Here is a 16,558-nt window from a genome sequence, read left to right as displayed (position 1 = left end):
TTCCTCTCACCAGATCACGGGCGCTGCCGACGGGTGCGTCCGTGCCGAGGAGGCGGTGCGGTTCAGCCCCCTGCCGGCCGCCTCCTCGGGGTTCGTCGTGACCGACGAAGTGCCCGGCATCGTCGCCAGCCCCGAGCGGGTAGCCGCGTGGATGGAGCTGGCGAGCGCGGGCGACCGCTTCGTCTACGCAACCCGCGCGACCCTGCCGCTGCGCTCACCCGGTGCGACCGCGATGCGGCAGCTGAGCGATCGCGGGCTCGTCATCCTCGTGCGGCCGCGGTGCGCGGCCGACCCGACCGTTTTCAACTACACCGCCATCCGCACGAAGGCTCCGACCTCGCTCGAGAAGCCTAAGCGCGAGCGCCTGGTCGCTCGCGTGATCGACGCCGAGGCTGCGGTGGTCGACGCGCTGCTGCCGGTGCTCGAGCGCGCCGCCAGCTTCGGCCGACCGTGCCCCACGGACAAGCAGCTCGCGAGCAAGGCCGGCCTGCGCCCCGACGAGGTCGAGCCCGCGCTCGCCGCGCTCGTCGCCGCCAACCTCATTCGTATTCACCAGGCGCCGCGCCCGACGCTTCGCCGCGTCACGATCGTGGCAAGCGGCGCCCAGACAGGACTCGCCGCATGACGATCGAGATCGAGCGCGACGCGCTCCTGGCAGCGTTGCGGCAGGTCGCCGACGTCGTCGAGGCGCGCAACACCATCCCCGTCCTCGGCAACCTGCTGCTCGTGGCGGGCAGCGGTTCGCTGACGGTCACCGGCACCGACCTCGACATCGAGGCGAGCGCGACCGTCCCTGCCGCGGGAGAGATCGAGACCACGATCGACGCGCGCAAGCTGGTTGCCGCGGTCGCAAGCTTGAAGCCCGGCCGCCTCACCATCGGCGCGGCCGCGGACCGCTCGGCAGCAGTGGCGATCAAGAGCGGGCGCAGCACGCGGACCCTCGGCACTCTACCGGGGCAGGACTTCCCCAAGCGCAAGCCGCCCGAGGCCGCCTGCGCGTTCTCGATGCAGTCGGCCGTCCTCGCCCGCATGCTGGGCGCCTGCCACGTGGCGCAGTCAACCGACGAGACCCGCTACTATCTCAACGGCGTCTATCTGCACCTGGTCGACGGACATCTCGTCGCCACGGCGACCGACGCGATCAAGCTAGTGTCGGCGAAGACCGCGGCGCCCGAGGGCTGCGACCGCATGGCGCAGGTCATCGTCCCCAGCAAGGCGGTCGGGCTGCTGCGCAAGCTGCTCGCCAAGGCCCCCGGCACAATCGATCTGCTCGTTTCGGAGAACGCGGTCCAGGCGTCGACGGGTAACGTTCGTCTGACCTTCAAGACGGTCGACGGCACCTTTCCCGACTATCGGCGCGTGATCCCGATGGACACTCCTGGCGCGCACCGCATCATGCTGTGGCGCGATGCCCTGATCGAGGCCGTCAACGGCGTCACGTCGATCACCGACGCCGAAGGTGAACGCAAGTCGCGTCGCGTGCTCCTGCAGCTCACCGACGGCGCAGAGACCCATATGCTCAGCGCGCGCGACACGACGGGTTCGTCGGGCAACGACGAGATCGAGGCAACGGTCGAGGGCGGCGACACCGTGCTCGAGCTTGATCAGCGCTTCCTGCTCTCCGCCGCTGGCGTGTTCGCCGAGGGCGCCGAACTCACCCTGCACTTCATCGGCGAGTCGCCGGTGCCGGTGCGCCTGACGTCCGACAAGGACCCCGACCTGGTCGCCGTCATCCAGTCGATCGGGGTGCCGGGAGGCAAGTCATGAGGTGTAGCGAAGAGTTCGAGTTCCAGGAGCTGGCGCTCAAGCTCGTCGAAGCCGGGGTGCCGGCCGAGGCGACGCTGAGCGATCTGATCGCGGGCGTTCACCGCTCGCGCGACGGAGCGGTGACGATCAGCATCGACCTCGAAGACGGCGAGGCCATCGACCGCCTCTCGCCCGACGCGATCGTCGACGCCTACCGCGACATGCGGGGCCTCTGCGTCAGCGATCGCGACGTCGAAGACACCATCCGCTACGCCCGGAACGGCGAGCTTGGCCTCGCGCGTGCCATGGTCGGCCGCGTCTTCGAGGGCGCCGAACTCGCCGCCGCGGAGCGCGCGCTCGCGTGACCGACCAGATCGACATGGCCGCGGAGATCGAGGCCGAGCACGTCGCGCTCGGGCTCGCCCGCGCGCGCGTGTCGGTGCCCGTCGGCGCTGCCGGCGATTGCAACGAGTGCGGCCACTACATGCCGCGGCTTGTCGGGGGCCGCTGCGGCTTCTGCCGTGACGGCCGCCTGCCTCCCGACAGCTGGGAGCCGCCGCAGCGGCCCGGCGACCTTCCGCCAAGGACACCGACGATGAAAGCGAAGAATCTCCAGCTGCCCGCCTTCGCCGAGGAAGCGATTGCCGCCGTGGAGGCGCTCGCCGAGCGCGAGGACCTCTCCCTGGGGCACGCGGCCGCCAAGCTGATCGAGGCCGGTCAGGCCGCAGCCGAGGGTTCGACAGCGGCCTCGGCCGACGAGCCGCGCGGCGCGGTGCAGATCAATCTCGGCGCCCTCACGCTGACCGAGCTCGTCGACGAGCTGCGGCGCCGCGTCGAGGAGGTGATCGATCAGGACGAGCTTGCCGCCGCCAATGCGCGCGCCGTCTCGGCCGAGACCCAGCTCGCCGATCTGACAGCCAAGGTGAAGGCGCTCGCCTCGTGAAGCAGAAGCTCGAGACGCAGGTCGCAACCGCGGTCGGGGCGATGCTGGTCGGGCGCAAAGAGATCACGCTGGGCGAAGTCGCGGATGGCCTGCCTGCGCACATTCGCGCTGCGAACCCGTCGCTCAAGAGCATGACGAAGGCCCTGGTCGGCGCCGGCTGGACCGGCGAGCCGCGGGGCGGCGGCCAGGTCGTCTACGTGCCGCAGCGTGATCCGGATGAAGAGCGCGCCGCTGGCGAGGGCCACAACAGCGAGGGCCGGGTCGTCGAAGGCGTCGCGGCGGACGAGCTGCGGCTCCTGATCGAGCGCGCGGAGCGCCTCGAGGAGGAGAAGAAGGGCATCGCCGACGACATCAAGGACGTCTTCGCCGAGGCCAAGAGCCGCGGCTACGACCCCACGGCGATCCGCCAGATCATCAAGCTGCGCAAGCGCAAGCGCGAAGAGTACCAGGAAGAGGCTGCCATCATGGAAGTCTACATGCGAGCGATGGGGATGATGGCATGAGCAGCGTCAACAAGGTGATCCTCGTCGGCAACTTGGGGCGCGACCCTGAGAGCCGCAGCTTCCAGAACGGCGGCAGCGTCGTCAACTTCTCGATCGCGACGGGCGAGCGCTGGAAGGACCGCAACACCGGCGAGCAGAAGGAGCGCACCGAGTGGCACTCGATCGTGGTGCTCAACGAGGGCCTGCAGAAGGTGGCGTCGCAGTATCTGCGCAAGGGCAGCAAGGTCTACATCGAAGGCCAGCTGCGCACCCGCAAGTGGACCGACAGGCAGAACGTGGAGCGTTATTCGACCGAGGTCGTGCTGAGCGCCTACAATTCGGCGCTGACGCTGCTCGACAAGGCGGAGGGCGACCCAGGCCGTCACGACTACTCCGGCTACGGCGACACGAGCGGCGGCTCGCGCAGCAGCCCGCCGGTGGACGACCTGGACGACGACGTGCCGTTCTGACGGCGACCTGACCCGCTGACAGGCCGGGACGCCGCCTGCCGAACAGGTTCTCAGGGGTAACAGCGTGACCACCATCCAAGCCTCGTCGCTGCTCGACGCGGCGATCCTCTTCGCGCGCCGCGGCTGGCCGGTCTTCCCGTGCAATCCGAGGGACAAGTCGCCGCTGCTGCCGCGCGACAAGGACGGCGAAGGCAAACCCATCCCGCGCTCTGGCGGCGTCTCGAAGGCGACCACCGACGAGGAGCAGATCCGCGCCTGGTGGGCGAGATGGCCGCGCGCCATGATCGGCATCGCGGCCGGTCGCGCCGGTCTCCTGATAATCGACTTCGATCCCCGCGTCGACGAGACGGTCGACGAGGAGACCGGCGAGGTCACGCGCGACGTTTGGACGCTCGAGCGTCTCAAGCTCGAGCTTGAATCGCAGATGGGTTGCGCGCTGCCGGTGAGCCTCGCCGTCCGCACGCCGTCGGGCGGCGTCCACGTTTACTTCCGGATGCCCGAGGGCACGCCGATCGGGAACGTCGGCAGCCTGCCCGACCATATCGATGTGCGCGGCGAGGGCGGCTACGTGATCGCCCCGCCGAGCTACTGCGACGGCGATGGCCGACGCTGCGCCGAGGGCGTCTACACCTGGCTGCGCGGCGATGCCGACGCGGAGATCGTCGCGCTGCCGGCGTCGCTCGTCTCGATCCTCCGGACCCCGAAGCGCAAGCCGGCGGTCGATCGCGCGGCGCCGCCTCCTCGCGCATCCAGCGACGTCTTCACGCCCGACGTCGACGAGGCGCATCGCCGCTACGCGCTGGCCGCCCTGGCGCGCGTGGTGGACGAGCTGCAGGCGACCCCGGCAGGCGGCGGCAGGCACGGCGGCCGCAACAAGGGCGCCTACCAGGCCGCCTACAACATGGGCGGCTTCGTGGGCGCCGGCGCGATCTCGCCCGCGATTGTCCGCGGCGCGCTGATCGAAGTCGTCCGCACCTTCGACCCTGCCGCCTTTGAGAAACACGTCGCCGCGATCGACAACGGCCTCGAGGGTGGACGCGGCGCCCCCCACGACCTGAGCGGCATCGGCACCCAGGCGCGCCGGCGCGGCAGCGCCGGGTCCGCTGAGCCATCCTCTCCTCCGCCGCTGCCACCTCCCGAGGCCTATTCCGACGACTTCGATCGGTTCGGCGAGCCCGGACCCGCCCTGGCGGACGAAGCGAACGCCTTCCATTCGGGAACACCTGCGCCTTCCACGTCCACTAGGGGGTCGGGGGGACGCATTGCGCCCAAAGCAGACGCCGAGGTCGACCGTGCGTGCGCCCAGCTCGCCATGACGGACCTCGGCAACGCCGAGCGGTTCTTTCGACGGCACGGCTGGCGTTTTCGGTTCTGCCCGGAGCTGGGATGGTTCGCCTGGGACGGCCGCCGGTGGGAGCTACTGTCGGAGGAGAAGGACAAGATCCCCGGCAAGGTGAGCCTCGCGGTGTTCGACACGGTGCGGGCGATCAGGCACGAGGCCGACCTCGTTGCCGACAGCGGGTTGCGCGAGGACCTGCCCGATGACGCTTCGGACGAGCAGCGCCGAGACACCCTCGACTTCATCGTGCGGTGGCGCGGCAGCGGCGACGCGAAGGTGCCGATCTACTACAGCGAGATGCTACGCGACCACGCCAAGTCGAGCGAGGGCGCCCAGCGGCTCGGATGCATCGCCAACCTGGTGAAGTCGTTCGATGACATCGCGATCAGGTCCAACGCGATGGACGCGGATCGCATGGCGATCAACGTGCTCAACGGCACGCTGCGGCTCGTCCAGGCCGGTCGGCGCTGGGCGATGCGCGGCGGCGCGCTCGAGCAGATCAGCGCCGGTGAGCGCTGGGGCGTGGTGCTGACCGAGCATCGGCCGACGGACCTGATCAGCAAGGTGGCGCATGTCGCCTTCGAGCCAGCGGCCGCGTGCGAGGTCTACGACTCGTTCCTCGAGGACGTGCAGCCCGACGAGAAGATGCGACGCTTCCTGCACCAGTGGGGCGGCCTGTCGCTCACCGGCGACATCAGCGAGCAGAAGCTGGCGTTCTACCATGGCAAGGGCCGGAACGGTAAGTCGACGCTGGTCGACCTGTGGAGCCATATCGCCGGCGACTATGCGGGCTCGGTCGCGATCGAGACCTTCCTCGACCAGGGCAAGGGCCGCAAGGGCGGCGAGGCGACACCCGATCTCGCGCGGCTGCCCGGCATCCGCTTCCTCCGGACCTCCGAGCCTGAGAAGGGCGCCAAGCTCGCCGAGGCCCTAATCAAGCTGATCACGGGCGGCGAGCCGATCGACGCGCGTCACCTCAACAAGGGCTTCTTCACCTTCCTGCCGTCGTTCAAGGTCACGGTCTCGGGCAACCACAAGCCGAAGATCACCGGCCACGACGATGGGATCTGGCGCCGCGTCATGCTCGTGCCCTGGGACGTCCAGGTGGCGAAGGAGGACGTCGACAAGAAGCTGCCCGAGAAGCTGCGCGACAAGGCGCCGGGCGTGCTCAATCGGCTGCTGGCAGGTCTGCTCGACTGGCGAGAAAGCGGCCTCGTCGAGCCCGACAGCGTGATCGCGGCGACGGCGAAGTACCGCGAGCAGAGCGACCAGCTCGGCCGGTTCCTCGAGGAGTGCATTAGGCCAGCCGATGGCTCACGCGCGAAGTCGTCCGAGCTTTTCGCGCTCTTCACGGCCTGGGCCAAGGCGAACGGCGCGGCCGAGTGGCAGCAGATGGGCTTCACGAAGGCGATGGAGGACCGCGGCTTCGAGAACAAGCGCTCCAACGGCATCCAGTGGCTTGACATCGAGATGATCAAGGCGGTGAGTGACTTCGTTGACGGACGCGCCTCCTCGGACGGTCCGCCACCCTCGCCATACGAAGACATGCCCGATTGATTGGAAGCCCCGCGGGTTCCGCGTGGAAGGCTCGATTGGAAGGCAAAAATGGCGGTTTTCTGCGGCATTGGAATGGCTGGAAGGCGCTTTTGAGGTCCCGCCGTAATGCGCGTGTGCGCGCATGCGCGCACACGAAACCACCATGATTATGCCTTCCAACCCTTCCAATTTAATTTGATCGATCTTCCCCCTTCCAAAAACCCTAGGAAAACAGGCGATTTTGCGATGACGAACCGACCGGAAATGGAAGCCGACCTGTCTGAGACGAGCCTTCCAGTGGAAGGCCACCGTCTTCCACGCGCCGCTTGGACGTTCGGCGACGTCGAGGATCGGCTCGTCGAGGCTATGATCACCTGCTGGCGCACGCCCGACCGCGAGGCGGCTTGGCAGCGGGTGAAGTCGAACTGGCCCGAGGCCCTGCGCGAAATCGCGGTCGGCGACTACGACGCGCGCGGCGGCGATGGCACCAGCAGCGACGTCGCCCTGCGCCCGGCGTCGCAGACCAGGCGCGAGATCGCAGAGATGGAGGAGGCGTTCGGCTGGCTGGCGGCAGTGCCCGTCGACGACCGTCGCCTCGTCGCCCTGGCGATCGCGCAGCTGGCCGCGGGCAAGCGCGAGGTCTCGTGGTCGAAGCTCAAGCGGCGCATGGGCGTGGTGCGCGGCGCCGATGGCCTGCGCATGCGTTACGGTCGCGCGATCGCCCTGATAGCGTCCGCGCAAAACGGCGGAAATCCACGGGAACTCGTGTCAACCCTGTCAAAGTGCGTCGCCTAAGATTTTCCCTGTTCGCCTAGCGCACGAAATCGGCCTATTTATTGACACACTGAGACGGGCCTTCGGGTGCTTCTCGGCAACTCCCCGAACCTCCACGAAGGGCGCTCCGGCTTCGGCCTGGGCGCCCTTCGTGCATTGTGAGGCCGCATGGCACGCCTGACCGCACTCAAGCCGAGGCTCTCGCCTCTGCGGCCGCGGCTGGCGCAGCGCGACGATGCGCGCGCGGAGCTGGACCGGGTGCGTGACCAGCGTGGCTGGCGGAAGTGGTACAAGTCGGCACGGTGGCGCACGCTGCGCCTCTCGGTGCTGACCCGCGACCTCTTCACCTGCCAGTGGCCCGGCTGCGGCCGCATCGAGCCCGACACGTCGAAGCTGGTGGCTGACCATCGGCGCCCGCATCGCGGGGACGAGCAGCTCTTCTGGGACGAGCGCAATCTCTGGACGCTCTGCGCCTCGTGTCACTCGAGCGCCAAGCAGCGCGAGGAGGCGGCCGCGCTCTGACCAGGGGGGGGTGCAAACCCTGAGAGGGCCGCCGGCCCTGAACCACTTATGGCCGCACGCAGAGGTTTTTTTCTCGCATGGCGAAGATTCTGGTGACCGACCTGTTCGGCGACCCGGTCACGCCGGCGCCTGATGGCCGTGGGCGGCCTGAGCACGCGTGGTCTCTCGAAAACTCAAACAAGGTGCTGCTCGCCTTTGCGCGCGGCCTGAGCGTCAAAGAGGCGGCAACGGCGATCGGGGTCTCGGTCCCGACGCTGCGCAAGCATTATTCTTCCGAGGTCGGCAAGCGCACCGACGCTCGCCTGCGAATGGAGATGACCCAGCTCGCGCGGCTCAACGCCGCGGCGACCGAGGGGAACGTCGCGGCGGAGAAGGAGCTGTTCAAGCGCCTCGACAAGGCTGCGCTCAACGAGCTGGCCGACCGGGTCGCCAACCGCGGGCGCAATGGCGCTCCGCCGCGCGAGCCTAAGCTCGGCAAGAAGGCGGCTGCGAAGGCGGCTGCGGCGGAGGTGTCGGGCAAGTATGCCCCGCCACCTCCGCCGGCACGCCTGATCAACTGACGTGGAGCGCACCTGGTCGACCGCCTGTCCCGACTGGCAGGAGCGGATCGTGGCGGGTCACTCGCTGATCGCGATGGACCCGCTGTTTCCCGACGAGGCCGAGGCGGCGCTCGCGGTCTTCAAGTCGCTGCGCATCGTCGACGTGCCGGGCATGCCGACCTTCGGCGAGGCGTGCGAGGAGTTCGTCTTCGACTTCGTGCGCGCCATCTTCGGCGCCTACGACGCCGCGACCGGGCGGCGGCTGATCTGGGAGTTCATGCTCCTGATCAGCAAGAAGAACGCGAAGTCGACGATCGCGGCCGGGATCATGGTCACGGCGCTGATCCGCAACTGGCGCCACTCCGCCGAGCTGCTGGTGCTCGCGCCCACGAAGGAGGTCGCCGACAACGTCTTCATCCCGGCCGCCGGGATGGTGCGCGCCGATCCGGATCTGCTGCGCATCCTGTATCCGGTCGACCACGAGCGGAAGATCAGGCACCTCGGCAATGAGGCCGAGCTGAAAGTCGTCTCCGCCGACTCCGGCGTCGTCGCCGGCAAGAAGGCGGCCTTCATCCTGGTCGAGGAGCTGTGGAGCTTCGGCAAGGACCCGAAGGCGGCAGCGATGCTCATGGAGGCGACCGGCGGGCGAGTGTCCCGGCCGGAAGGCTTCGTCGTCTACCTCTCGACGCACTCGGACGAGGCGCCGCGGGGTGTCTTCAAGAGCCTGCTCGACCAGTTCCGCGGCATCCGCGACGGCACCATCGTCAACCAGCGCAAGCTGGGGATGCTCTATGAATGGCCCGAGAAGATGCTCGAGGCCGACGCGTACCTCGACCCGGCAAACTTCTACGTGACGAACCCGAACATCGGCCGATCGGTCGATGCCGAGTATATCGCGGAGAAGCTCGCCGAGGCTCAGCAGGGCGAGCCCGGCGACCTGCAGGTGTTCCTATCGAAACACCTCAACGTCGAGATCGGCACGCGGCTTTCGCGCGATCGATGGAGCGGCACCGAGTTCTGGGACCGCGCGCGCGATCCTTCGCTGGTCACCTTCGACGACCTGCTGAAACGCAGCGAGGTGATCGTCGCTGGCATCGACGGGGGCGGTCTCGACGACCTTCTCGGTCTCTGCCTGATCGGTCGCGAGAAGGGCTCGAAGCGATGGCTGGTCTGGGTCAAGGCCTGGGCCTGGTCGATCGTGTGGAAGCGGCGGCAGGACATCGCGACCAAGCTCGACGAGTTCGTCGAGGAAGGCTCGCTCATCCGCTGCGACCTGCCCGACGACGACGAGGCGGCGGCGCTGGCCTCGATCGCGGAGGGCGGCGACGTCGCCGACGCGGACGCCTCGGAGCTGACCGACGACATTCTCGGCGTCGTCGAGATCCTGGTGCAGGTTCGCGACGCGGGGCTCTTTCCCGACGTCGAGGCGATCGGGCTCGATCCCGCCGGCGTCGCGACGCTGGTCGACGAGCTGGCGCGGCGCGGCTTCGCTGCCGACCAGCTCAAGGCCATTCCGCAGGGCTGGCGACTCTCGAGCGCGATCAAGGGCATGGCCCGCAAGGTCGCGGCGCGCACGCTGCGCCACTTCGGGCAGCAGCTGCTCACCTGGTGCATCGGCAACGTGAAGCAGGAAGCCCGCGGAGCGAGCGCGGTCGCCATCACGAAGCAGTCGCCGAGCGCGAAGATCGACCCTGCCGCCGCGATGTTCTCGGCCGGCATGCTCATGACGCTCAACCCCGAAGCGGCCGGCGACGGACCGCAGGTTTTCTTCATCTAGGAGTGCAGGCCATGCAGAACCGGGCCTATTCGGTGCTGACGGTGAAGGCGGTCGACGACGACGCCCGCACCATCTCCGGCATCGCAACCACGCCCTCGGTTGACCGTGTCGGTGACATCATCGAGCCGCTGGGCGTCAAGTTCAAGAACCCGCTGCCCTTCCTCTGGCAGCACCAGCACGACAAGCCGATCGGCACCTGCGACTTTGGTCGGCCGACGGCCGATGGTATCCCGTTCACCGCGACGATCGCCAAGACGGACGAGCCGGGCACGCTCAAGGAGCTGCTCGACCATGCCTGGCAGTCGATCAAGCTCGGCCTGGTGCGCGCGACCAGTATCGGCTTCCGGCCGATCGAGTACGCCTACATGGACGCGGGCGGCATCCGATACGTCGAGACCGAGGTCTTCGAGCTGTCGGCGGTCACGATCCCGGCGAACGCCGACGCGGTGATCACCGCGGTGAAAAGCATCGACCGCACGCTGCGCCAGAAGGCCGGCGTGGCGGAACCCGAGAACCCAGCCCCGCCCGCGCCCGCCGCGACCGGCAAGTCCGTGCGCGTGGTGCGGCTGGATGACCCTGCCCGCGATCGGGCGCCCCCCTTCGTGATCCGCAGCATCAAGCGGCTCGCCTGATCGAGGAAGAGAGACCATGTTTAAGTACGCAGAGCAGATCGCCGCCTTCGAGACGAAGCGTGCGGCGCTGGTGGCGGCGAACGTCGCCATCATGGAGAAGGCCGCGAACGAGGGCACCACGCTCGACGCGGCGCAGACCGAGGAGTTCGACGGCAACCAGGCCGACATCGCCTCGATCGACGAGCACCTGAAGCGCCTGCGCATCGCCGAGAAGGCAGCGGGCACCGCGGCCGCGCCGGTCGCTGGCAGCGACGCGGCCGCAGCCGGCGCGGCGCGCTCGGGCACGCGGGTCGAGGTCAAGGGGACCAACGTCCCCAAGGGCACCTCCTTCACCCGTTACGCGATGGCGCTCGCGCGCTCGAAGGGCAACCTGATGCAGGCGGCCGAGATCGCGAAGAGCTGGGCCGACAGCACGCCCGAGGTCGAGACCATCCTGCGCGCGGCGGTCTCCGCGGGCACCACGACCGACACGGCCTGGGCGAAGCCGCTGGTCGAATACCAGAACATGAGCAGCGAGTTCGCCGAGCTGCTGCGTCCCGCCACCATCATCGGGCGGATCGCGGGGCTGCGGCGCGTGCCGTTCGAGATCAAGATCCCGCGGCAGGTCGGCGGCTCGTCGGTCGGCTGGGTCGGCGAGGGCAAGCCGAAGCCGGTGAGCGCGCTCGCGTTCGATCAGATCTCGCTCGGCCGTGCGAAGACGGCAGGCATCGTCGTGATCACCGACGAGCTGGCGCGCGCGTCCTCGCCCTCGGCCGAGACGCTGGTGCGTGACGACCTGGTGGCGCAGACCGCTCAGTTCCTCGACACGCAGTTCGTCGATCCGGCGAAGGCCGCCAGCAGTGGCGTGTCGCCGGCGTCGATCACGAACGGCGTGACGCCGGTCGTGGCGTCCGGCACCGACAGCGACGCGGTCCGCCGCGACGCCAAGGCGCTGATGGGCAAGTTCCTGGCGGCCAATATGTCGCTGGCCGGCGCCGTGTGGATCATGACCGAGCAGCAGGCGCTCGGCTTCGCGCTCATGACCAATCCGCTCGGGCAATCCGAGTTTCCGGGTCTCGCCATCAACGGCGCGAGCGGCGGGACTTTCATGGGCCTGCCGGTGGTGCTGTCCGAGAACATTCCGGCCAACGCGGGCAGCGGCAGCCCGGTCACCGGCGCGGGCGGGCGCATCATCCTCGCCAAGGCGAGCGAGATCCTGCTCGCGGACGACGGCGAGACGATGCTCGACGTCAGCTCGGAGGCGTCGCTGCAGATGGAGAGCGCGCCGACCTCGCCGCCCGATGCCACCACGGTCATGCTGTCGCTCTGGCAGAACAACATGATCGGCATCCGCGCCGAGCGCTACATCAACTGGGGCAAGCGGCGCGCCGGCGCCGTCCAGTTCATCGACAGCGCCAACTACGGCACCGCCTAACGGCGGTGTCCACCTGCCCGGCCGAGGGATCGGCCGGGCAGATCGATCACGTGAGGGAGAGGCTGCATGAGGCACCTGGGATATTTCACCCGTGCGCTGAAAGCGAACGACCCGCGCTACGCGCGCGTGTTCGGCAAGCTCGGCTACAGCCGCTCCGATCTCAGCGCGGACGACCAGGCGGCCACGCCGGAGCCGGTCGAGGAGGACCTCGGTGCGCTGCGCGATGAGTATCACCGCGTGCTCGGCAAGCGGCCGTTCAATGGCTGGGACGCGGCCGAGCTGCGCGCGCGGATCGCCGCGGGGCCGGCGCAGCCCTGATGCGTCTCCTCGGGCTCGAGATCAACCGCTCGAAGCGGCTCGCTCCGGCGGACGATCGGCGCGGCTGGCGTCGGGTCGTCTACGAGGCATTCGCGGGCGCGTGGCAGCAGAATGTCGAGATCAAGACGGAGGAGTGCTTCGCCTACCACGCCGTGTTCGCGTGCATGACGCTGATCGCCTCCGACATCGCGAAGCTCCGCGTCAAGCTCGTGAAGCAGTCCGACCAGGGCATCTGGAGCGAGACGACCAACGGCGCCTATTCGCCGGTGCTGCGCAAGCCGAACGGCTATCAGACCCGGATCCAGTTCTTCGAGGGCTGGATCCTGTCGAAGCTCGCCCGCGGCAACACCTACGTGCTCAAGGGGCGCGATGGGCGCGGCGTGGTGACGTCGCTCCACGTGCTCGACCCGAACCGGGTCAAGCCGCTGGTGAGCGACCGCGGCGAGGTGTTCTACGAGCTGAACGCCGACAACCTCGCCGGGATCGACGGCCCCGTCGTGGTGCCCGCGCGCGAGATCATCCACGACCGCTGGAACTGCCTGTTCCATCCGCTGGTCGGCCTGTCGCCGATTTACGCGAACGGCCTCGCCGCGACGCAGGGCCTGAAGGCGCAGCACAATTCGGCGATCCTCTTCGCCAACCAGTCGCGCCCCGGCGGCATCCTCTCGGCGCCGGGCCGGATCGGATCGGAGACCGCCGACCAGCTCAAGGCCGATTGGCAGGCCAACTACGGCGGCGCGAACACCGGCAAGATCGCCGTGCTGGGCGACGGTCTCAAATACGAGGCCATGACGCTCAGCCCCAAGGACGCGCTGATCGTCGATCAGATGCGCTGGACCGCGGAGATCGTCTGCTCGACCTTCCACGTGCCCGCCTACAAGGTCGGCGTGGGTCAGCTGCCGGCGAACACAAACGTCCAGTCGCTCAACGTCGAATATTACTCGCAGTGCCTGCAGGGCCTGATCGAAGCGGCCGAGCTGTGCCTCGATGAGGGCCTCGGTATCGGCGAGCAGTTCAAGCTCGGCACCGAGTTCGACGTCGACAACCTGCTGCGCATGGACAGCGCCACCCAGGTGGACGTGGTGCAGAAGGCGAAGGGCGTGCTCACGCTCGACGAGCAGCGCCGCAAGCTCGACATGGGGCCGGTCCCCGGCGGGAACACGATCTACCTGCAGCAGCAGGACCATAGCCTCGCGGCGATCGCCGCGCGCGACGAGCTGCTGATCGCTGGAACGAACGCACCGCCGGCGGTGCCGGAGGAGCCGGCCAACGACAATCCAGCCGATGCCGTCGCGGCCTCGCTCGCCCTGGCGGCGCGCGTGCGCCGGCGCATCCGCATGAAGGGGGCCAGCAATGCTTGATATGGAAGTGCTGGCCGAGGAACTGGCGGCGATCGTCGGCGAGCAGGTCGAGCGCGCGATCGCGCCGCTGCGTGCGGAGAACGCCGAGCTGACGGCGCGCTTGAAGGCGCTCGAGACGGCCGGCTTCGACCTCGCCACGGTCAAGCAGCTCGTCGTCGAGGCAGTCGCGGAGATCCCGGCGCCCCGAGACGGCACTAGCGTCACGCTCGATGACGTCGCGCCGCTGATCGCCGGCGAGGTCGAGCGCGCCGTTGGCGCGCTGCCTGCACCCCGCGACGGGACCAGCGTGACCATCGACGACGTCCGGCCGATCCTCGACGCCGCGATCCAGGCGCTGCCGGCGCCAAAGGACGGAACGAGCATCACGCTCGACGACGTCGCGCCGCTGATCGCCGGCGAGGTCGAGCGCGCGGTCGCCGCGCTGCCCGCGCCGAAGGACGGCGTCGGGCTCGCCGGCGCACTGATCGATCGCAAGGGCTCGCTCATGCTGACGCTCAGCGATGGCTCGCTGAGCGATCTTGGTCGCGTCGAAGGTCGCAACGGCGAGCCCGGCCTGGGCTTCGACGATATGTCGATCGAGCAGACGGGCGAGCGTGGCTTCGTCATCCGGTTCGTGCGCGGCGAGCAGGCGAAGGAGTTCGCCTTCGCCATGCCGGTCATGATCGACCGCGGCGTCTACCGCGCCGGCGAGAGCTACGAGAAAGGCGACTGCGTCACCTTCGGCGGAAGCCTCTGGATCGCGCAGGAGAAGACCTCGGAGAAGCCGGACGGCGCGAACACCGGTTGGCGCCTCGGCGTCAAACGTGGTCGCGACGGCCGCGGCGTGGAGCCGCGCTGATGGCGGAGCTGGTGACGATCGAGCAGGCGCGGATGCAGCTCAAGGTTGATCCCGGTCCGCTGGACTCGCTGATCCGCCAGTATCTCGAAGCCGCGACGCGCATGGTCGAGCTTGAGACCGGCCGGACCGTCGAGCCGGGGACTGCCGAGTTCGGCGACAAAGATCGTCCCGTCGCCGCGCAGGCGGTCATGATGCTCGTGCGCGCGTGGTATGACCGGCCGGACGGCATCGCGCCGAACACCGCGGCGTCCGAGCTGCCGTTCGCGGTCTCGTTCCTGCTGTGGCCGCTCAAGCGGCTGACCGTCTGATGCCGAGCGCCGACCTAGGCCCGCTCGACGACCGCGTGCGGATCGAGCGTCCGGCTGCCGACGACGCGCTCGACGGCGCCGGCGCGGACACCTGGGCCGAGTTCGCCGAGGTCTGGGCCAGCATCCTCGACATGCTGCCGAGCCGCGGTGAGCGCCTGGCCGAGGGGCTCAACGTGGCGACGCGCCCGGCGCGCGTCCGCCTACGCCACCTCGACGGGGTGACCAACGCCATGCGGCTCGTGCTGCTGCGCTGGGACGTCGCGACCGAGGCCTGGGTGGCGGAGGGTCGTCTCATGCAGATCATCACCGTGCCCGCCGAGATCGGACGGCGCGACGGCCTCGAGATGATGGTCGAGGACTACAGCCCGAGCCAGGCCGCCGGCTGATGGCGATGGTGAAGGGTCGGGAGCGGACGCGGGCCTATCTGCGTCAGCTGCCCGGCGAGATCGAGCGCAAGCTGCTCCGCGGTGCCGCGCGCGCCGCGATCGGCGTGGTCAAGGATGAGGCGGCCAGCGAGGTCACCTCGGACACGGTCCGCGGCGACCTGCGCACCAAGGTTCGGAAGCGCGAGAAGAAGATCGTCGCCACGCTCTACGTCGCGCCCGGCTGGTCGCGCATCCTAGCCAACTGGCTCGAGTATGGCACCGACCCACACGTGATCAGCGTCGACCTGGGCGCGAGCGGCGGCCGCACGGCGCGCCGCATCAACGATCAGGCGAAAGCCGGCACGCTGGTTATCGGCGGCACGCCCGTGGGCGCCACGGTGCTCCATCCTGGCGCCAGGGCGCACCCGTTCCTGCGCTCCTCGCTGGACCGCAAGGGCGCCGAGGCGATCGCCGCGGCGCAGAGCTACATCACCACCCGCGCGCCGACGCTCGCGACGCTGGACGAGGGAGACGACGAGTGAGCGGCGCCATGATCGTCGGCGCCCTGTTGCGGCGCCATGCTCCGCTGACGGCGCTGGTGGCGCCGAAGTGGATCAAGCTCGGCGAGCTGCCGGAGGGCGCGCCGGTGCAGGCGGTGCTGATCCGCTCGATCAGCCTGCTCGACACGCACTTCCTGAAGGCTGGCACCATGCAGCACTCGATCGAGCGAGTCGCGGTGCTCGTTCGTGCCGAGACCTATCGGGAGCAGGTCGCGCTGCTCCAGCTCGTGCGCGCCGCCTGCCGTGGCTTCACCGGCGCCCTCGAGGGCGTCGAGGCGGAGCGCATCGCTGTCCACACCAGCGGCCTCGGACCCGACCTGCGCGGCGCCGACGCTAGCTTCCAGCGGACGCAGGACTTTCGGGTGTCATTCGACGCCCCCGTGTGAGGAGACCACCATGACGACCAAGACGATCACCGCCGCGCGCGACTTCAAGGACGCGGGCACCGAGCGCCAGTTCAAGGCAGGCGAGGCGATCACCGACGTCGATGCCGGCGCGATCGACAACTACCGCGCGGCCGGGCTGATCGCCGAGGCCGGTGCAGACGAGGCCAGCGAGGCGCCGGCGCCGGCGCGCCGCACGCGGCGCACGCGCGCCAAGGCGAGCTAACCAGCTTCCTGCGCGAGCAGGATGA

General features: G+C 69.1%; 21 protein-coding genes. All 21 read left to right on the top strand.

Annotated elements, in window-relative coordinates; genetic code table 11:
- Window positions 1-55: 55 nt before the first annotated feature.
- The 21 genes from K7957_RS05175 (at window position 56) to K7957_RS05075 (ending at window position 16,533) form a co-directional block, all read left to right on the top strand.
- On the top strand, window positions 56-625 hold the full coding sequence (locus K7957_RS05175; RefSeq protein ID WP_223010848.1) for a hypothetical protein: 570 nt from the start codon (window positions 56-58) through the stop codon (window positions 623-625).
- Window positions 622-1,767 (top strand): DNA polymerase III subunit beta, encoded by a 1,146-nt coding sequence (gene dnaN / locus K7957_RS05170; RefSeq protein WP_223010847.1) that lies wholly within the window; start codon window positions 622-624, stop codon window positions 1,765-1,767. Before K7957_RS05175 ends, dnaN begins: the two co-directional genes overlap by 4 nt.
- A complete protein-coding gene (locus K7957_RS05165) occupies window positions 1,764-2,111 on the top strand; it encodes a hypothetical protein (RefSeq protein ID WP_223010846.1) in 348 nt (115 codons plus the stop codon). Before dnaN ends, K7957_RS05165 begins: the two co-directional genes overlap by 4 nt.
- Window positions 2,108-2,689 carry a TraR/DksA C4-type zinc finger protein gene (locus K7957_RS05160; protein ID WP_223010845.1) on the top strand — a complete coding sequence of 194 codons (582 nt, stop codon included), beginning with the start codon at window positions 2,108-2,110 and terminating at the stop codon, window positions 2,687-2,689. Before K7957_RS05165 ends, K7957_RS05160 begins: the two co-directional genes overlap by 4 nt.
- Before the next feature lie 197 nt (window positions 2,690-2,886).
- Window positions 2,887-3,192, top strand: a complete 306-nt coding sequence (locus K7957_RS20275) for a DUF2312 domain-containing protein (RefSeq protein ID WP_425517169.1) — start codon at window positions 2,887-2,889, stop codon at window positions 3,190-3,192.
- Window positions 3,189-3,641 (top strand): single-stranded DNA-binding protein, encoded by a 453-nt coding sequence (ssb, locus tag K7957_RS05150; protein WP_223010844.1) that lies wholly within the window; start codon window positions 3,189-3,191, stop codon window positions 3,639-3,641. The genes K7957_RS20275 and ssb overlap by 4 nt, the downstream gene beginning before the upstream one ends.
- Window positions 3,642-3,705: 64 nt before the next feature.
- Window positions 3,706-6,537, top strand: coding sequence for a phage/plasmid primase, P4 family (locus K7957_RS05145; RefSeq protein ID WP_343228303.1), 2,832 nt, complete (start codon window positions 3,706-3,708; stop codon window positions 6,535-6,537).
- A 225-nt stretch (window positions 6,538-6,762) separates the two neighbouring features.
- Window positions 6,763-7,311, top strand: coding sequence for a hypothetical protein (locus K7957_RS05140; RefSeq protein ID WP_246616650.1), 549 nt, complete (start codon window positions 6,763-6,765; stop codon window positions 7,309-7,311).
- A gap of 147 nt (window positions 7,312-7,458) precedes the next feature.
- Complete coding sequence (locus K7957_RS05135) at window positions 7,459-7,812, top strand: HNH endonuclease (RefSeq protein ID WP_223010843.1); 354 nt, start codon at window positions 7,459-7,461, stop codon at window positions 7,810-7,812.
- Between the two features lie 77 nt (window positions 7,813-7,889).
- Entirely contained in the window at window positions 7,890-8,372 is a 483-nt protein-coding gene (locus tag K7957_RS05130; RefSeq protein WP_246616649.1) for a hypothetical protein, read from the top strand.
- Between the two features lies 1 nt (window position 8,373).
- Window positions 8,374-10,128 carry a terminase large subunit gene (locus K7957_RS05125; protein WP_343228302.1) on the top strand — a complete coding sequence of 585 codons (1,755 nt, stop codon included), beginning with the start codon at window positions 8,374-8,376 and terminating at the stop codon, window positions 10,126-10,128.
- A gap of 11 nt (window positions 10,129-10,139) precedes the next feature.
- Window positions 10,140-10,760: an HK97 family phage prohead protease gene (locus tag K7957_RS05120; protein WP_223010842.1), complete on the top strand. Its 621-nt coding sequence runs from the start codon at window positions 10,140-10,142 to the stop codon at window positions 10,758-10,760.
- Window positions 10,761-10,776: 16 nt separating this feature from the next.
- A complete protein-coding gene (locus tag K7957_RS05115) occupies window positions 10,777-12,174 on the top strand; it encodes a phage major capsid protein (protein WP_223010841.1) in 1,398 nt (465 codons plus the stop codon).
- 66 nt (window positions 12,175-12,240) lie between these two features.
- Window positions 12,241-12,492: a hypothetical protein gene (locus K7957_RS05110; protein ID WP_223010840.1), complete on the top strand. Its 252-nt coding sequence runs from the start codon at window positions 12,241-12,243 to the stop codon at window positions 12,490-12,492.
- Window positions 12,492-13,853 (top strand): phage portal protein, encoded by a 1,362-nt coding sequence (locus tag K7957_RS05105; protein WP_223010839.1) that lies wholly within the window; start codon window positions 12,492-12,494, stop codon window positions 13,851-13,853. The genes K7957_RS05110 and K7957_RS05105 overlap by 1 nt, the downstream gene beginning before the upstream one ends.
- Complete coding sequence (locus K7957_RS05100; protein WP_223010838.1) at window positions 13,846-14,691, top strand: hypothetical protein; 846 nt, start codon at window positions 13,846-13,848, stop codon at window positions 14,689-14,691. The genes K7957_RS05105 and K7957_RS05100 overlap by 8 nt, the downstream gene beginning before the upstream one ends.
- Complete coding sequence (locus K7957_RS05095) at window positions 14,691-14,999, top strand: head-tail connector protein (RefSeq protein ID WP_223010837.1); 309 nt, start codon at window positions 14,691-14,693, stop codon at window positions 14,997-14,999. The genes K7957_RS05100 and K7957_RS05095 overlap by 1 nt, the downstream gene beginning before the upstream one ends.
- Complete coding sequence (locus K7957_RS05090; protein WP_223010836.1) at window positions 14,999-15,385, top strand: phage head completion protein; 387 nt, start codon at window positions 14,999-15,001, stop codon at window positions 15,383-15,385. Before K7957_RS05095 ends, K7957_RS05090 begins: the two co-directional genes overlap by 1 nt.
- The gene (locus K7957_RS05085) at window positions 15,385-15,906 is read left to right on the top strand and encodes an HK97 gp10 family phage protein (RefSeq protein ID WP_223010835.1); all 522 of its coding nucleotides are present in this window, start codon (window positions 15,385-15,387) and stop codon (window positions 15,904-15,906) included. The genes K7957_RS05090 and K7957_RS05085 overlap by 1 nt, the downstream gene beginning before the upstream one ends.
- A complete protein-coding gene (locus K7957_RS05080) occupies window positions 15,903-16,310 on the top strand; it encodes a hypothetical protein (protein WP_223010834.1) in 408 nt (135 codons plus the stop codon). The genes K7957_RS05085 and K7957_RS05080 overlap by 4 nt, the downstream gene beginning before the upstream one ends.
- Window positions 16,311-16,320: 10 nt before the next feature.
- Window positions 16,321-16,533 (top strand): hypothetical protein, encoded by a 213-nt coding sequence (locus K7957_RS05075; protein WP_223010833.1) that lies wholly within the window; start codon window positions 16,321-16,323, stop codon window positions 16,531-16,533.
- Window positions 16,534-16,558 lie beyond the last annotated feature (25 nt).

The organism is Sphingomonas yunnanensis, assembly GCF_019898765.1.
Classification (GTDB): domain Bacteria; phylum Pseudomonadota; class Alphaproteobacteria; order Sphingomonadales; family Sphingomonadaceae; genus Sphingomonas; species Sphingomonas yunnanensis.
This window is presented reverse-complemented; position numbering and strand designations above follow the sequence as displayed.